Raw genomic sequence first — 16,608 nt, forward strand, 5'->3', positions numbered from 1 at the left:
CATCATGGTCAGATGGTGATCAAGGGAGTCACCTCGTGCGGATTGAAGGAGTTCGGTGCATGCGCCCTCGTGGCTCGGTCGCCTCTGCGTTGGTCGGCGCGGCGGTTCTGGTGGTACTGACCGGGTGCAGCGGTGAAGACGGCGGTCCCGATGTCCCGACCAGGCCCCCGGCCACCGCGGCCGTCTCGCCCGAGGCCGCGAACCCGGCCGGTCAGGTTTTCCCGGCGGCCGCGACGAAAGCCCTGCTCGCCGAACGCTCGACGGGCCGCCTCGCCGCCCTGGACACCGCCGGGACCGCGCTCGCACTGATCGACCCCGCCGCACCGGCCACCCCGCGCACAGTCAGCCTGCCTGCCGCCGGCGCGTCGCTGGCCCAGGGCACGCCGGGCGAGGTACTCGTCGCCGCCCCCAACCGGGTATTGCGGGTCGACGCGACCACCGGCACACTCACCGAGATCCCCGTCGACGGTGATGTGCACAGCGTGCAAACCCGCACCGACGGCACGCTCGTCGTCGGTACGGCCGACGGCACCCTGCGCGAACTGAACGCCGACGGCACGGTCACCCGCACGATCACCGGCCTCGTCTCCGCCGACGCGATCGCCTTGACCGGCGAGAACACCACAGTCCTCGATCGCAAGCAAACCGCTGTTGTCGCCGTGGGCGAGGACGCGCTCGGCCTGATGCTGCGCGCGGGTGACGGCGCCACCAACGCCATCACCGACCCGCACGGCCGCATCATCGTCGCCGACACCGCCGGTGGCGAACTGCTCGTCTACTCGGCCGGTCCGCTCGTGCTGCGCCAGCGTTTCCCGGTATCATCGTCGCCTTACGCACTCGCTTACGACCCGCGTTCGGAGCTGGTCTGGGTGAGTTGCACGCAGAGCAACGAGGTCGTCGGCTACGACCTGTCGACCGGTATCGGTGTCGAGGTGGCCAGGCTCGCGACGCTGCGCCAGCCCGACTCCATCACCGTCGACGAACGCACCGGCGACCTCTTCGTGGCCTCGGCTGTGGGTGATGGCCTGCAGCGGATCGGCGCGGACGAGCGGAAGAGAGGGCAGTGATGGCCAGGCCTCGCAGTTCGCGCTCGGCGACACCGCCGAGCTGGGAAACCAGCAACGACGACTACGAATACGTGCCCCTGCGGCTGCCACCGGAGGTCAACCGGGTCACCGCCTCGATGCGGCTGGCCATCCAGGCCGAATTCGGTGGCTGGGAGTTGTCCCGGGTGCGCGCCTACACCGACGGCAGTCGCCGGGTGCTGTTGCGCCGCCGCAAAAACGCCGTCCTGCCTGTGCCCGAACCCGGATTGTGAGCCGACCATGTACGCCCTCCTGTTACGCCTGATGTTCTTGATCCCGCCGGAGCGGGTGCATCACCTGGTGTTCGCCGCCCTGCGTTTCGCCACCTGGTTCCCGCCGACCCGCTGGCTGACCCGCAAGCTCACCGTGGTCGAGGACCCGATCCTGGCCACCACCGCGTTCGGTGTCGACTTCCCCGCACCGCTGGGCCTTGCCGCCGGTTTCGACAAGAACGCCGACGGCGCGAACGCCTGGGGCACACTGGGTTTCGGTTTCGCCGAGATCGGTACCGTGACCGCCCACGCCCAGCCCGGCAACCCGACGCCGCGCCTGTTCCGGCTGCCCGCCGACCACGCCCTGATCAACCGGATGGGGTTCAACAATCACGGTGCCGCCGCCGCGGCCGCCCGCCTGCACGGCGCGCATCCCACCGTCCCGATCGGCGCGAACATCGGCAAGACCAAGGTCACCGAACCCGACGCCGCCGCGGCCGATTACGCGACCAGCGCCCGATTACTCGGCCCGCTCGCGGACTTCGTCGTGGTCAACGTGTCCTCCCCCAACACCCCCGGTCTGCGTGATCTGCAAGCTGTCGAGTCCCTGCGCCCGATCCTGCAGGCCGTGCTCGACAGCGTCTCGGTGCCGGTCCTGGTGAAGATCGCCCCCGACCTGTCCGACGACGACATCGACGCCGTGGCCGACCTCGCTGTCGAACTGGGTCTGGCAGGCATCGTCGCCACCAACACCACCATCGGCCGCGACGGGCTCGCCACCCCGACCCCCGAGGTCGAAGCCATGGGCGCGGGCGGCCTGTCCGGTGCCCCCGTGGCCGAACGGTCCTTGGAAGTGCTGCGCCGTCTCTACACCCGCGTCGGCGACCGGGTGGTCCTGATCTCGGTCGGCGGTATCGAAACCCCCGACCAGGCCTGGGCGCGCATCCTCGCCGGCGCCACCCTCCTGCAGGGCTACACCGGCTTCATCTACGGTGGCCCCTTCTGGACCACCCGCATCCACCGCGGCATCGCCGCCAACCTGCGTGCGAACGGCTACGCCTGCCTGTCCGACGCGGTCGGCGCCGAACACCGCGCCCACTCGGTCTGAGGTCTCAGCCGTAGTACGCCTGGGGCGCCCGGTCCTCGCGCATCGGTCGCGCCGGGCGTAGCCGCGACAGTTGTGCCGGTGGATCGTGGAACGACTCCCCCACCGCCGGGTTGTCGCCGCGTTGGCGGGCGTCGATGCGTTTGGCGAGCTTGATCAGTGCCTGCTGCCAGATGATGCCGAGCAGGTCGGCACGGGCACTGATCTCGGCGTGTGCGAGTCGGTCGTGGACGGCGGCGAGATCGCTGACGAGTTCGTCGAGCTCCATGCCCGCCCAGGCCTGCTCACGGCTCAGGGTGTACTCGGGCAACCAGCTCAATCGCCAGCCGCCGGTGTCGGTGCGTTCGGCGAACTCCGGCGTGCGGTCGCTGCGTAACGTGTCGTCGGTGCCATGAATAACCATCGCGGACCTGCCTTCCCCGGCGGGGGCGCTGCGCCCTCCCCGAGCGTCTGGCGGGGTATCTGCTCCCCGTAATCCAGTGTGGCATTTGCCATTTGTCTTGGTCAATTGCCATTGTTAGGAGGTAATTGCCGGATTTCGGGCGTGGCAAACCCGGCATTGTGGCGATCGCAGTGCGGCGTCCGCCCCGACCGGGTGCGCGCCGGCGGCGAGAAGTTGACGGGAGGCAGCATGCCGATGGTTCCCCAAGATGCCCGCGTCGCCGCGATCCGCAGCATCCTGGCCAGGTTGGGCAAATACGCGGGCCTGAGCGCAGAACGCTTGCGCCACACCGAGATCGACGCTGCGCCGCTGCTGGAGCTGCTGTCGGTGCGCCGGCACGCCCGCCGCAACGGGGTCACCGCCGAGGCGTCGATTCTGCCCGTGGTGCGCGAGGTCGTGCAGTGGCTGCCGCCGACGGACCGGTTGATCGTGGATGCGGTGCTCTCGCTTGGCCTGTTCCGGGACCGCGAGGGCGTCGGTATCGATATCGAACGCCTGTATGCGGATAACCTCGGGGAACGTCGAGAGGCCTTGACCGAACAGTGGGTCGCCCTGCACACCCTGCTCGATGTCGACCCCGTTCCTGATGTGCCCACCGTCAAACGGTTGCGCACGGTGTCCGAGCACCATGCGTTCACCGCGCTCGCCGGTCTGCTCGCCACCGATTCGGGTTATCCGATGTCCGGGCCGTCTGTCATGCAGCCCGCCACCGTCCCGGCACGGCGCGGCGTCGTCACGGTCTTCGGTGACGCTGTGATCGATCATCTCTATCGAGTCGACACCTTCCCCGACGCCGACAACGCCTCCAGCGGCAGCTTCACCGGGCATCCCGGCGGCAAAGGACTCAACCGGGCGGTCGCCGCGGCCCGCCTCGGCATCGGTGTGCATCTGGTGTGTGCCGTCGGCGGCGACGAATACGGCCGGCGCATCCTCGAATTCATCGAATCCGAAGGCGTCCACCTCGATCTGGTCAAGGTGGTCCCGTTCGCGACGTCGCTGGTCACCGCGGTGGTGATCACACCCAACGGGGAGAGCCGCATCATCGGCTGCCGCGACAACCGCGTCCAGCTCCAGGACGAAGACCTGCACCGCCCCGAATTGCGCGCCGCCCTGGCAGCCTCGGATGTGGTGATCCTGAGCTTCGAACCACCACCGACGGTGATCGAGCAGGTGCTGTCGGTGGTGTCGCAGATGCGACCCAAACCGCCCGTCATCGTGTGTCCGACACCGGGTATGCCGGTACCGCAGAGCCTCTACCGGTACCTGGGCGCGGTCGACTACCTTGTCGGCGCCGCCGCGGATCTCGACGCGCTGCTGCCCGACGTACCCGCCGAATCCGCCGCCGACATCGCCCGGCTGCTGCGTGGCCTCGGCGTCGGCACCGTGTGCACGGTCGAGAACTTCCGGTGCGTGGTCGCCTCCGACACGATCGAGACAGTCATCGACCATTTCCCGCAGGTACTCAAGGCCTCGGTCGGTGCCGCTGCCGCCTTCACCGGCGCGCTGGCCTATCGGCTCGTCAACTCCCGAAGCCCGCTCACCGCAACCGATTTCGTGTGGGCCACCGCGGCGATGATCCCGACCCAGAATTTGGGCGCGGTGGCGGTGTCGATGCCGAGTGCCGACGAGATCGACCGCATCGTGCGTCTGTACGCGCCGTCGGTCTGATCCGGGGGTAAGGTCGCGACATTGCGCTCGCGCCTGTCCGGCATCGGCGCCTCGCCGCCCTGTTCACGCACGGAGGATCGTTGACCATACTGTCGTTCGGCGGTGCCAGGACCGGGAGAGCCGGTGCCGACACCGCACACCGACTGGGTCGCCGGGGCACACAGCTGCCGATCCGGGTCATCGAGATCCCCGACCGCGACGACGGCGGGCACCTGTTCATCTTCGGCCAGCCCCGCAACGGCTGCCTGGTGCGCGTGCATTCGCGCTGCCTCTACGGCGAGGGCCTCGGCTCCGACGACTGCGACTGCGGCGCAGAACTCACCGAGTCGATGGACCGCATCCAGGCCGAGGGCGCGGGCGTGCTCGTCTACCTCGAACAGGAGGGTCGCGGAGCAGGGTTGATCTGGAAGGCCCGCGGCTACCGGGAAAGCGAACAGTCCGGCACCGACACCTTCGACAGCTACCGGCGCCTCGGTCTCGACGCCGACACCCGCCGCTACGAACCCGCCGCGCACGCACTGCGCGACCTCGCACTCACCCGGGTCCGGCTGCTCACCAACAACCCCGACAAGTGCCGGGCACTGACCGAGGCGGGGATCACCGTCGAGCCCATCGCCCTCACCATCGCCCTGCAGTCCGCGCGCGGCAGGCAATACCTGCAGGCCAAACGGCGCCACCGCCAGCACACCATCCCCGCCGATCCGCTCGCGGGCGACGAGCGATCAGGCCGGGTGCGGCCGTGGTGGCGGCCGCGGAGTCGCCGGTAACCCCCCTCACAATCCCGTATGTCCGGTTACGATCAGTGAGCCACGCCACTGCCGACGCCCCTGTCTCGAGATAGCGAGACAGTTTCACTCGCATTGGCTCGGCGTCCAGCTCGGCCTATGGGAACAGGGATATGACAGACATCGGTTTCGCGCACGCATCCGGGGTCACGGTGCACACCGTGCCCGCCGCCTTCCAGCAAACCGCCGCGTTGCGGCCCGACCAGATCGCCTTGCGCACGGTCGGTGGCACCCAGGAGATCACCTGGGCCGAGTATGCGACGAGGGTGCGTGCACTGGCTGCGGGGTTGGCGAAACTCGGGGTGCGCCACGGCGACGCGGTCGGCATCATGCTCACCAACCGGCCCGAGTTCAACCTGATCGACACCGCCGCCCTGCACCTTGGCGCCATCCCGTTCTCGGTGTACAACACCAGCTCCACCGAACAGATCGCGCACGTGTTCGCCAACGCGGGCAACAAGGTGGTCATCACCGAACAGTCGTTCCTCGACACCATCCGCGCCTCGGGGGCCGAGATCGAGCACACGGTCATCGTCGACGGCACCGCCGAGGGCACCGTCAGCCTGGCGCAGCTCGAATCCGATCCCGCACCGGACTTCGATTTCGACGCGGCCTGGCAGGCGGTCCAGCCCGGCGACCTGGCCACCTTGATCTACACCTCCGGCACCACCGGCCCGTCCAAGGGTGTGGAGCTCACCCAGAGCAATGTGATCGCCCAGGTCGTCGGCCTGGTCTCGGGTCCGCTGCCGGTCGGTTTCGACGACCGCGCCGTGTCGTATCTGCCCGCCGCGCACGTCGCCGACCGCATCTCCGCGCACGCGATGAGCCTGCTCACCGGCATCCAGATCACCACCGTCACCGACCCGCGCGAGATCGCCGCCGCCCTGCCCGATGCCCGCCCGACCGTGTTCTTCGGTGTGCCGCGGGTGTGGCAGAAGATCAAGGCCGGTATCGAGAACAAGCTCGCGGTCGAGCCGAGCCCGGTCAAGAAGGCGCTGGCCAACTGGGCGATCGGGGTCGGTGTCGCGCAGGCCAAGGCGAACCTGGCCGGTGAGAGCTCGCTGCTGCTCGGCGTGCAGCACAAGATCGCGGACACCCTCGTGCTGTCGAAGCTGCGTGAGGCGCTCGGGTTCGCCGAGCTGAAGGTCGCGGCCTCCGGTGCCGCGCCGGTGCCGCCGGAGACCCTCGAATACTTCCTCGGCCTCGGCTTCGCCGTCAGCGAGGTGTGGGGGATGTCGGAAACCGCGGGCGTTGGCACCTACACCGAGATCGGCAAGCCGCGCCCCGGCTCGGTCGGACGCGTCATGGACGGTGTGGAGTTGCGTCTCGACGCCGACGGCGAGGTCCTCATCCGTGGCCCGATCATCACCCCCGGCTACCGCAATATGCCCGACAAGACCGCCGAGGCGATCGACGACGCGGGCTGGCTGCACACCGGCGATATCGGCACCCTCGATGCCGACGGCTATCTGCGCATCGTGGATCGCAAGAAGGAACTGATCATCAGCGAAGCGGGCAAGAACATCGCCCCTTCCAATATCGAGAACGCCATGAAGGCCGCCTCGTCGATGATCGGCCAGGCCGTCGCGATCGGCGAGGCCCGCGCCTACATCACCGCCCTGATCATGCTCGATCCCGACGTGGCGGCGTTGCGCGCCAAGGACTTCGGTGCCACCGACGCCACCCACGCGGAACTGGCCCGGCGTCCCGAGATCGTCGACGAGGTCAAGCAAGCGGTGCTCGCGGGCAACCGCAAGCTCTCCCGGGTGGAGCAGATCAAGCGATTCGTGATCGTGGAGAACCTGTGGGAGCCCGGCGGTGACGAGCTGACTCCGAAGATGTCGCTCAAGCGGACCCCGATCTCGAACAAGTACGCCGAGACCATCTCCGAGCTCTACGCCGCGACCCCGCCGGAGCACGTCGTCAACGTGAAGTGATGGCGAAAACAGCGGTGGCCCTGGACGTCTCAGGGCCACCGCTGTTGTGCGTCTCAGTGCTGTTCGTAGGTGCCGATCAGGGTGGCCCTGGCCAGGGTGTGGAAGAACAGGTTGAACCCGAGGTAGGCGGGCGTCGAGTCCGGTCCGACCTCGAGTTCGGCGATATCGACCGCGTGCACGACCACGAAATACCGGTGTGGACCATGGCCTTTCGGCGGGGACGCACCGACGAAGCCGGGAAATCCACCGTCGTTGCGCAGGGTCACCGCGCCGGCGGGCAAGCTCCCGCCCTCGCTGCCCGCGCCGACGTCGAGCGAGGTCACCGAGGCGGGAATGTTGGCCACGGCCCAGTGCCAGAACCCGGAGGCGGTCGGCGCGTCCGGATCGAACACCGTCACCGCGAAACTCTGCGTCGCTTCCGGGAATCCGGACCAGCTCAGCTGCGGTGAGATGTCCTTGCCGCCCGACCCGAACACCCCCGATACCTGATCGTTGGCCAACGGCTGACCGTCGGTGATATCGGCGGAGGTGACGGTGAACGAGGGCACCTGGGGCAGCGCGCTGTAGGGGTTGTCACTCATGTGGGACCTTTCGGTGTTGTTGGCGGCTGGCGCCGCGGGTTCTCGGCCTGTTCCCTCGATCTTCCCTCCCGCCGGGCACTCCTTCGTCGCACCCTCTGGTCAGTCCAGATCGAGGCGGCCGAGAACCGGTCAGCTGTGCAGAAGGAAGTGTTCCAGCACGCGGGTTCCGAATTCCAGTGACTGCACCGGCACCCGCTCGTCCACCCCGTGGAACAGGGCGGTGAAGTCCAAATCCGGCGGCAGCTGCAACGGCGCGAAACCGAAGCAGCGAATCCCCAAGCGCGCGAACGCTTTCGCGTCGGTGCCGCCGGAGAGCATGTAGGGCACGGTGCGCCCGTTGGCATCGTGGGCCAGCACCGCGTCGTTCATGGCGTCGACGAGGTGGCCGTCGAACGTGGTCTCGTAGGAGTCGAGTTTGGTGATCCATTCCCGCTCCACATCGGGTCCGATCAGTTCGTCGACCTCGCGTTCGAACGCCGCCTGCCGCCCCGGCACCACCCGGCAGTCGACCACGGCTTCCGCGGTCTGCGGGATGACGTTGGCTTTGTATCCGGCCTGCAGCATCGTCGGATTCGCGGTATCGCGCAGGGTGGCGCCGATGATGCGCGAGATGGTGCCCAGTTTGGCCAGCTGGCCTTCGATATCGGGTCCGTGCGGGTCGAAGGCCAACCCGCTCTCCTCGCTGACCGCGGCGAGGAATTCGGCCACCGAATCCGAGAGCACCACCGGGAAGGTGTGGCGGCCCAGCCGCGCGACGGCTTCGGCGAGGATGGTGACCGCGTTGTCCTCGTGCAGGAACGACCCGTGCCCGGCGCGGGCCTTGGCGCGCAACCGCATCCAGCCCAGGCCCTTCTCGGCGGTCTCCACCAGGTAGAGCCTGCGTTCGGTGCCGTCGGGTCGCGGCACGGTCAGCGAGAACCCGCCGACCTCACCGACCGCCTCGGTGACACCGTCGAACAGGTCGGGCCGGTTGTCCACCAGCCACTGCGAGCCCCATTTTCCGCCGTTCTCCTCGTCGGCCAGGAACGCGAACACCAGATCACGCGGCGGCACCGTGCCTTCGGCCTTGAACTGGCGGGCCAGGGCCAGGGTCATCCCGACCATGTCCTTCATGTCTATCGCGCCGCGCCCCCACACGTAGCCGTCGCGCACCGCACCCGAGAACGGGTGCACGCTCCAGTCGGCGGCCTCGGCGGGCACCACGTCGAGGTGCCCGTGGATCATCAGCGCGCCCCGACTCGAATCGGCGCCCGTCAACCGCGCGAACACATTCCCGCGTCCCGGCGCACCCGACTCGACGTATTCGGTCTCGTAGCCGACCTCGTGCAATTGCTGCGCCACCCACTCGGCGCACTGCCGCTCGCCCTTGGTGGTGGCCAGCTCGCCGGTGTTGGAGGTGTCGAACTGGATCAGCTTGCTGACCAGCTCCACCACCTCGTCCTGCGCGCGGGACCGCCCGTTCGAACCAGAATTCTCGCCAGATGCCGACACGCCCCCTTTCCTACCACCATTCGCGCACCCGACGCGCCACCTCCCCGGCTCGGGACCGTTGCGCCGCCCTCTGCGCGGTCCTCGTCGACGGCGCGTTCCCCTATGACTGGCTCGACGAGGCCATGGAGCTGCGGATCCGCAAGCTGTTCAAGCGACTGAGCTGGATCTTGCCGCTGGCTCGCCCGACCGGCCTCGCACCCCGGCTGACCGCGCAGCAGCAGGCCGAGAGCAATATCGAGATCGGCAAGCTCTCCCGTGTCAGTGCGCTGGGCCCGGTGCTGGACGCGATCACCGTCCCGGTGCGGTATGTGGTCGCTTCGGGAACCTCGTTCGGCAGCCGTGGCGACGAGCAGGAGAAGATCCGCGCCGGCCTCGACGACGTCCTGGGCGCAACCCGAACATCCGCGTCAGCGCCAAGGTCGCCAGCAACCACGGTGCGATCCTGCGCAAGGATTTCCGCGCCGTCGCCGACGCCGTCCGCGAGATCGAGAACGCCACGACCCGCTGACCCACTTCCGCAACACCATCGTCGTGGCCATCGATACCGCCCAGCTCTATCTGACCCGACCCAACCCGACGATGGCCGAGATGGCCCGCAAGATCACCGGAGCGCTCGCGGCTGCGTGATGAGATATCCACTCGCGCAACCACCGCCGTGTCACCGGGCCCGTGACACGGCCGCGTGGCGTGTCAGGTGATCAACGATCGATGGCAGAGCCCTCGCGCTCGGCGAGCACGCTCTCCACTCGTGCCGCCATCGTCCGACCGGCAGCACGCAACGGTTCGGCCGAACGCAGTGTGCGGCCGAGAACGAATGCTCCTTCCAGCGCGGCCAGCATCGCCACGATCAGCTCGCGCGCCGCGGATTCCTCGACCCCTCGGTCGACGAAATATGTTGTGCCCCGGTCGATCCAGTCCCGCACCACCTCGGCGGCGACCTCGCGCAAGGCCGGTTCGCTATCGGCGATCTCCCCCGCGACCGTGCCGACCGGACACATGTTCATCCACCCGGTCTCCTCGAGTGTGCGCGCGGCGTCGTCGAACGCGGCGGGCACGGCCACCCGCAGGTCCTCGTGCGGGTCCATCAGCAGGGGCAGCAGCTGGATGTAGGCCGCGCCGGTGCTGCGCAGCGCCTCGGCCGCGATCTGCACTTTGCCCTGCGGAAAGTGGTGATAGAGCGACCCCATCGGCGCATCGGCGGCGGCGGTGATCTGTTTGACGGTGATCGCGCTGTACCCGTGTACACGCATCAGTTCGGCGACCGCGCTCACCAGGCGATCACGGGTACTCGTTGACATCTGCTCGCTCACTCCACCAGACTAGAGCAAACGCACTAGAGTGAACGCTCTAGCCGTGAGCGCAAGGGAGGATGTCATGCCGACTGTCGAACTCGATGCGGGCCGGATCCACTATCGCGAACACGGTGACGGTCCCCCGGTGGTCCTGCTGCACGGACTGCTGATGAACCACACCGTCTGGGACTCGGTCATCGACCACCTGCCCACCGGCTTCCGCTACGTCCTGCCCGACCTGCCACTGGGCGCACACCCCGAACCGCTGCGCCCAGGCACCGACCTGAGCTTGCGCGGCCTCAACCAGCTCGTCGCCGACTTCCTCACCGCACTGGACCTGCGCGGGGTCACCCTCGTGCACTCCGACTGGGGTGGGGCCCTGTTCCTCACCGCCTACGGCCTCGACGAACGCGTCGGCCGGCTGATCATCTTCCCCAGCGAAGCCTTCGACAACTTCCCACCCGGCCTCCCCGGCAAAACCGCCACCCTCGCTTCCGCTCTTCCCGGCGGCGTCACCCTGGCCTTGCGCCAGATGCGCATCGGCTGGCTCCGCCGCAGCCCCCTGATGTTCGGCTGGATGGCCAAATTCCCCCTCCCCGACGCCCTCGTCCACGCCTGGACCGAACCGGGCCTGCGCGACCCCCGCATCCGCGCCGACCTCCTCGCCTACACCCGCTCGGGCTTCGACACACGCGAACTCATCGCCAACACCGAAGCCCTCCAACATTTCCCCGGCGAAACCCTCATCCTCTGGTCGTCCGCGGGCAAAGTCATGCCCCGCTCCCACGGCCCCCGCCTGGCCGCGTTGATCCCCCACTCCCATCTCGTCGAAATAGACGACGCCTACGTTCTGTCCATGCTCGACCAACCCACGGCGGTCGCCACCGCCATCACCGAATTCCTCACCACTACAACCGCAGACCGCTGACCACTTCCCACCGACCGACGCGGGTCGTCGCGGTACGCGCCGCACTCCGCAACAGAGTCACCGCTCGATGCCATTCCGGCTCAGGGACGTCCAGCGACGCCGAGGGATAGCGCCGCCAAGGCTTTCGGGACGCTGGGCTGGTAGAAGCGGTCGAGTTCGGTGATCTCGAAGCCCGCGTCGGTGATCAGGCCCGCGATGTCGCGGTTGAGGTGGCAGCCGCCCGCGATCTTCTGCTGGATCGGGTCGAGTCGGTGCTGCCAGGTCTGCACCGACTCCTCCGGCGCGAGTCCGTGTTCGACGAAGTGCAGGGTGCCACCGGGTCGCAGTACCCGGCGGATCTCGGCGAGTGCCGCCGAGACATCGGGGATGGTGCACAGCGTGAAAGTGGACAGGGCGGTGTCGAAGGTGTCGTCGGGAAAGGGCAGCGACTGGCCGTCCAGACCGGCACGTTCGATCGGAATCGAGCTCGCCGCGACACGTTTGGCACCGATTCTCCATGCGGTGTCGGCGGGCTCGACCCCGCTGACCCGCTCGACCGCGGCCGGATAGAAGCCGATGTTGTTGCCCGACCCGAAGCCGACCTCGACGACAGAGCCGTGCAACGCGGCGCATGCCCGCTCGCGCAATGGCCCGTTCTGGGCGACCCCGCATACTTTGTCGACGATGTGCGGGAGGATCCGATCGGTATAGAAACCCATACGTCGATCATCCTCCCGCCACCACCATCGGCGGTCGAATTCAGCCGAGTCGGCGGTCGAAGACCTGGGTGCTCGCCCCCGAGGCCGGGTCGACGGTGAGCACACGCAGGTTCACCGAGTCCGCCGTGAGGTCCATGACCATGAACCCCAGTTCGTGCTGGGTTTCGAACAGTGCGCTGTGACCGCCGGTCGTGAGGCGCGGCTGCCCGCCCGAGGTCTTACCCGCCGCACCCGACACGATCTGGCGGGTGCCCTTGGTCGCCGGTGTCGGCTCGAGCACCTGCAAGGTGTGGTCGTGGCCCGAGAGCAGCAACGACACCTTGCCGAGCACATGGTCTTCGAAGAAGCGCTTGGCGTGCACGCCGTTGAGCGGCTCGATGGGCAGGCCCTCGTAATTGCCCGCGTCGCCGTGCGGGCCGTTGCTGAGGTAGGGGTGGTGGGTGCAGACGATCTTCCATTGGGCGGTCGATTCGGCCAACGCGCGGTCCAGCCAGGCGCGCTGGGCGTTCATGTAGGGACCGTCCACCGCCCAGTAGGGGTCGAGCTGTGGCGGAATGTAGGCCGCGAGGGGGTTGAGATCGAGGACGAAGAACTCCACGACCGGGTTCTGTTCGGGCACCCGCACCGAGTAGTAGCGGCTCGGCATCCACCAGCGCGACGACTTCGCGTGGTATTCGACCTCATGATTGCCGCGCGCGAGCCAGCCGCCGTCACCGGGGAAGATACCGGAGGTGTCGTGGTTGCCCAGCACCATGGCCCACGGAAAGTCCAGTCCCGCATTGGGATCCTCGAATTTCGTGGCGAACTGGGCGTCGTCGGGGCCGCTGGGACCCGAGTCGTAGATGTTGTCCCCGAGTCCGACCGCCATCGCGAACGGTTCACGCGCGTGGAACGCACGGGCCGCGTCGGCGACCGCCCACTGGGTGCGGGTGCCGGTGCCCGCGTCACCGGTGATCAGCACCCGCACGCTGCGCCCGGCGTTCGGGGCGAACTTGGGCACTGCGGCGGGCACCGCGGCGGCGGGTGTGAGCCCCACCAGCGACACGCCCGCGACAACACCGGCCGCCCCCGCCAGAACTTCACGACGGCCGATTCCGGACGAGAACTGATCGCGCATACTCACCTTCTGGGTAGTAGCCATGTTGGACAACTGACCTGATCGAAGCACAGTGCCATGATCGCGACGCCGCCGCAGCGTAGACGGCGCACATCGATGCGATGACACCACGCACGATCGGCGCGCCGTAATCGGTCGGCGCGAACACCAGTGCCTGCACGACGTCAGTTCCGCGGTGGGCGTGGACAGACCACTGTCACCGGATCTGATCCTCGATCAGCTCGGCCAAGTCGCTCACGACGATGTCGGCGCCGGCCGCGCGCAACGCCGACGGTCCACTCCCCCGGTCGACCCCGATCACCCAGAACCCACCCCGGTGCCCCGCCTCGACCCCGGACACCGCGTCCTCGATCACCACCGTCCGTGCCGGATCCACCCCAAGAACCCGTGCGGCCGTGAGGAACATGTCGGGTGCCGGTTTGCCCGCAAGGCGTTCGTCCTGGGCGAGCACACCGTCGACCACCACCGCGAACCTGTCGAGCAGGCCCGCGGTCCCGAGCACCAATACCGCATTGCGCGAGCTCGACACCACCGCCATCGGGATACCGGCGGCCGCGAGCTCCTCCACCAGACGCAACGACCCTTCGAACACTTCGACACCGTCGCCGCGGATGATCTCGGTGAAGCAGATGTTCTTCCGGTTGCCCAGCCCGTACACGGTCTGCGCGTCGGGCGGGTCCTCCGACTCCCCGTCCGGCACCCGCACGCCGCGCGAGACGAGCACCGACCGCACACCCGCCGCACGTGGCTTACCGTCCACCAGTTCGAAGTAGTCGGCATCGGTATACGGGGCTGCCTCGGGCGCGACCCTCGGCAGGAACTCGGTGAACAGCGCCGACCACGCCCGCCGGTGCACCGCCGCGGTGTCGGTGAGCACGCCGTCGAGATCGAACAGCACCGCCTGCGCATCGAACACGCGCATCATGACGCCTCGACCTCGACCACACCACCGGGTTCGAGCGTCACCGGCCGCTCCCACACGGTGATCTCCACCGCGGGCCCCGCGCCGACCAGCTCGAATCGCGCGTCCCGATGTCCGAGATCGGCGCGCACCGTGCGCCCCCGCCACTGCACCGAGAACCGCAACCGTTGCCAGGACGGCGGCAGCGCGGGCGCGAAACGCAACCCGTCGGCGGCGGCCCGGAATCCCCCGAAACCGTGCGTCGCGACCTGCCACGTGCCCGCCGCCGACGCGATGTGAATTCCCGCTTCGGTATTGCCCTGGTTGTCGTCGAGATCGACGAACGCCGACCGCCCGAAATACCGTTCCGCCGTGCGGGAATCGCCCACCTGCAAACCCACGATCGCGTGGATCGACGGGCTCAGCGACGACTTGTGCATCGTGCGCTGCTCATAGAACTCGTAATTCAGCAGCCGGGTGGACAGCGAGTATTCGTCGGGCAGCATATGCAGCAGCATCACCACATCGGGCTGTTTGAGCAGCGAGGTCCTCTCACAGTTGAACGGGTCGCAGCCGACCGGATATCGCGGCATATCGTGGTCGTCCCATTCGACGATGGGGACGACCGTGCGATCGAAATAGCCGTCGAATTGTTCGATGACACCGCAGTCGGGATCGGTCGGTGCCCGCAGCCGGTCCGCGGTGGCCAGCCACTGCGCCGGTTCACCCGGGTCGAGCCCGATCGAGGCCATGAGATCGCGCAGTTGCTCGCGACATTCCCGCGACATCCGTTCGTACACCGCCGCCGCCTGCTGCAGATGCCAGTGCACCAACTTGTTGGTGAACGCGTTGTTGTCGACGTGGGAATGAAACTCGTCCGGTCCCATCACCGTCCGGAGAACGAGCCGATCCCCCTCTTCGACGCACCGCTGCACCCAGAAGCGGGCGGTCTCGAACAGGATCTCGGCGCCTTCGCCGAACAGGTAGTCGTCATCGCCGGTGACGGTGGCGTATCGCATGATCGCGTAGGCCACATCGGCGGTGATGTGAAGTTCTTCTTCGCGGGTGTAGAAGCGGTCTGTGCCGTCCGGGGTGTACTGCGGGCATTCCTCCCGCCCGGTATCGGCCGATTCCCACGCAAAGCGCGCGCCCCCGGTCCCATTGTCGGCGGCCACTTCCCGCGCACCGGGCAAGGTGTGGTGGCGGTAGCCAAGCAGCGCACGGGCGGCGCGCGGCTGGGTGAACAGGAAAAACGGCAGCAACATCACCTCGGTGTCCCAGAAGACATGTCCCCGATAGCCTTCGCCGGACAGCGATTTCGCGCCGATGCTCACGGTCGGGTCGTCGGGGTCGGCGGCGATGATCAGGTGATAGATCGCGAACCGCAGCGCCTGGGTCACCCGATCGTTGCCGACCACTTCGCAATCGGCGTCGGCCCACGCCCGATCCCACGCCGCCCGGTTCGCCGCCGCGGCGGTATCGAAGGAGCCTGCCCGCGCGACGGTGTCGACGGCCCGCTCCCGTGGCGGGTTCACCGACCGGTAGTCGCGGCTGGTGGCGATCCCGACCAGCTTGTCGACCCGCACGGATTCGCCTGCACCGGTGTCGAATTGCCATTCCATCTCGATCGCGTCGTGTCGGGAGCGCTGCTGCCTCCGCCCGCCGGCGGCCGAGCAGGTGAAGGCGTAGGCGAGGTCGATCCCGCTGTCGATGGTGCGGGTCTCGATCACACCGACCGCACCGTCGAATCCCGCACCGACCGAAACCAGGTGCGTGGACTTGGCCCACTTGTCCCACTTGCGTTCATAGCCGAACGTGGTCTGTTCGCGGTAGGTCGGCAATCGTTCGAGATTGCGCCGGTTCGCATCGATACCGGTCCGCAGCGTCACCGCCCCCGCCCGATCCAGGCAGCTCACCTCGATCCGCACACCGCACAGGTCACGATCGTCGATGCTGGCGAACCGCTGGGTCCGCAGGCGCACCCGCGCGCCGTCGGGCAGCGCGAACACGGTGTCGCGGTGCAGAACTCCGCTGCGCAGGTCCAGTTCACGACGGTGCTCGACGACCCGCGCCGACTCGGTGTCCAGGCGCATACCGTCGACGAAGACCTCGCTGTCGAGCCAATCCGGCGCGTTCACCAGATCGATGACCGGCGAGTCGTACGCGTCGTAGACACCGGCGATGAACGTGCCCGTCAACGCCCCCGTATGCCGTTCCTCGAGCGACCCGCGGGTACCGAGACGCCCGTTGCCGACGGTGAAGATCGTCTCGAAGTAGTTGGCGCGCTGCGGGTTCCAGCCGTCCTCGACCACCGACCAGGTCGCGGTGCCGCTCGTCGGGGGTGGTGCGTTCACTGCCCCACCGCC

15 protein-coding genes are annotated in these 16,608 nt (G+C 68.1%); 7 read left to right on the forward strand and 8 right to left on the reverse strand.

Going from position 1 to position 16,608, the window contains the following annotated elements; all coding sequences use genetic code 11:
* The first annotated feature begins 59 nt into the window (after positions 1-59).
* The 3 genes from ACTWPB_RS21815 to ACTWPB_RS21825 are packed head-to-tail and all read left to right on the forward strand — an operon-like array spanning position 60 to position 2,405.
* A complete protein-coding gene (locus tag ACTWPB_RS21815; RefSeq protein ID WP_446222428.1) occupies positions 60-1,067 on the forward strand; it encodes a YncE family protein in 1,008 nt (335 codons plus the stop codon).
* Positions 1,067-1,318 (forward strand): DUF5703 family protein, encoded by a 252-nt coding sequence (locus ACTWPB_RS21820; protein WP_446222429.1) that lies wholly within the window; start codon positions 1,067-1,069, stop codon positions 1,316-1,318. Before ACTWPB_RS21815 ends, ACTWPB_RS21820 begins: the two co-directional genes overlap by 1 nt.
* 7 nt (positions 1,319-1,325) lie before the next feature.
* A complete protein-coding gene (locus tag ACTWPB_RS21825; protein ID WP_446222430.1) occupies positions 1,326-2,405 on the forward strand; it encodes a quinone-dependent dihydroorotate dehydrogenase in 1,080 nt (359 codons plus the stop codon).
* A gap of 4 nt (positions 2,406-2,409) precedes the next feature.
* On the opposite strand, the gene ACTWPB_RS21830 is transcribed toward ACTWPB_RS21825, so the two are convergent.
* On the reverse strand, positions 2,410-2,805 hold the full coding sequence (locus tag ACTWPB_RS21830; protein WP_446222431.1) for a hypothetical protein: 396 nt from the start codon (positions 2,803-2,805) through the stop codon (positions 2,410-2,412).
* A gap of 228 nt (positions 2,806-3,033) precedes the next feature.
* Here ACTWPB_RS21830 and ACTWPB_RS21835 point away from each other — a divergent pair, with 228 nt between their 5' ends.
* From ACTWPB_RS21835 to ACTWPB_RS21845, 3 genes are all read left to right on the forward strand, one after another.
* Positions 3,034-4,512 carry a PfkB family carbohydrate kinase gene (locus ACTWPB_RS21835; protein WP_446222432.1) on the forward strand — a complete coding sequence of 493 codons (1,479 nt, stop codon included), beginning with the start codon at positions 3,034-3,036 and terminating at the stop codon, positions 4,510-4,512.
* An 80-nt stretch (positions 4,513-4,592) separates the two neighbouring features.
* Positions 4,593-5,279: a GTP cyclohydrolase II RibA gene (gene ribA / locus ACTWPB_RS21840; protein WP_446222433.1), complete on the forward strand. Its 687-nt coding sequence runs from the start codon at positions 4,593-4,595 to the stop codon at positions 5,277-5,279.
* 131 nt (positions 5,280-5,410) lie between these two features.
* A complete protein-coding gene (locus tag ACTWPB_RS21845) occupies positions 5,411-7,234 on the forward strand; it encodes an AMP-dependent synthetase/ligase (protein ID WP_446222434.1) in 1,824 nt (607 codons plus the stop codon).
* A 53-nt stretch (positions 7,235-7,287) separates the two neighbouring features.
* Here ACTWPB_RS21845 and ACTWPB_RS21850 read toward each other — a convergent pair whose 3' ends face one another.
* From ACTWPB_RS21850 to ACTWPB_RS21860, 3 genes are all read right to left on the reverse strand, one after another.
* Positions 7,288-7,815, reverse strand: a complete 528-nt coding sequence (locus ACTWPB_RS21850) for a YbhB/YbcL family Raf kinase inhibitor-like protein (RefSeq protein ID WP_446222435.1) — start codon at positions 7,813-7,815, stop codon at positions 7,288-7,290.
* 129 nt (positions 7,816-7,944) lie between these two features.
* On the reverse strand, positions 7,945-9,306 hold the full coding sequence (locus ACTWPB_RS21855) for a M20/M25/M40 family metallo-hydrolase (protein ID WP_446222436.1): 1,362 nt from the start codon (positions 9,304-9,306) through the stop codon (positions 7,945-7,947).
* A gap of 698 nt (positions 9,307-10,004) precedes the next feature.
* Complete coding sequence (locus ACTWPB_RS21860) at positions 10,005-10,616, reverse strand: TetR/AcrR family transcriptional regulator (RefSeq protein WP_446222437.1); 612 nt, start codon at positions 10,614-10,616, stop codon at positions 10,005-10,007.
* A gap of 64 nt (positions 10,617-10,680) precedes the next feature.
* Here ACTWPB_RS21860 and ACTWPB_RS21865 point away from each other — a divergent pair, with 64 nt between their 5' ends.
* Positions 10,681-11,526 carry an alpha/beta fold hydrolase gene (locus tag ACTWPB_RS21865; protein ID WP_446222438.1) on the forward strand — a complete coding sequence of 282 codons (846 nt, stop codon included), beginning with the start codon at positions 10,681-10,683 and terminating at the stop codon, positions 11,524-11,526.
* A gap of 80 nt (positions 11,527-11,606) precedes the next feature.
* On the opposite strand, the gene ACTWPB_RS21870 is transcribed toward ACTWPB_RS21865, so the two are convergent.
* The 4 genes from ACTWPB_RS21870 to ACTWPB_RS21885 all read right to left on the reverse strand — a co-directional run bounded on the left by ACTWPB_RS21870 (position 11,607) and on the right by ACTWPB_RS21885 (position 16,596).
* On the reverse strand, positions 11,607-12,224 hold the full coding sequence (locus ACTWPB_RS21870) for a class I SAM-dependent methyltransferase (protein WP_446222439.1): 618 nt from the start codon (positions 12,222-12,224) through the stop codon (positions 11,607-11,609).
* Positions 12,225-12,264: 40 nt separating this feature from the next.
* Positions 12,265-13,365: a metallophosphoesterase gene (locus tag ACTWPB_RS21875; protein ID WP_446222440.1), complete on the reverse strand. Its 1,101-nt coding sequence runs from the start codon at positions 13,363-13,365 to the stop codon at positions 12,265-12,267.
* A 172-nt stretch (positions 13,366-13,537) separates the two neighbouring features.
* The gene (locus tag ACTWPB_RS21880) at positions 13,538-14,266 is read right to left on the reverse strand and encodes an HAD family hydrolase (protein ID WP_446222441.1); all 729 of its coding nucleotides are present in this window, start codon (positions 14,264-14,266) and stop codon (positions 13,538-13,540) included.
* On the reverse strand, positions 14,263-16,596 hold the full coding sequence (locus tag ACTWPB_RS21885; protein WP_446222442.1) for a glycoside hydrolase family 65 protein: 2,334 nt from the start codon (positions 16,594-16,596) through the stop codon (positions 14,263-14,265). Before ACTWPB_RS21885 ends, ACTWPB_RS21880 begins: the two co-directional genes overlap by 4 nt.
* Between the last annotated feature and the right edge of the window lie 12 nt (positions 16,597-16,608).

Source organism: Nocardia sp. IBHARD005 (genome assembly GCF_052814245.1).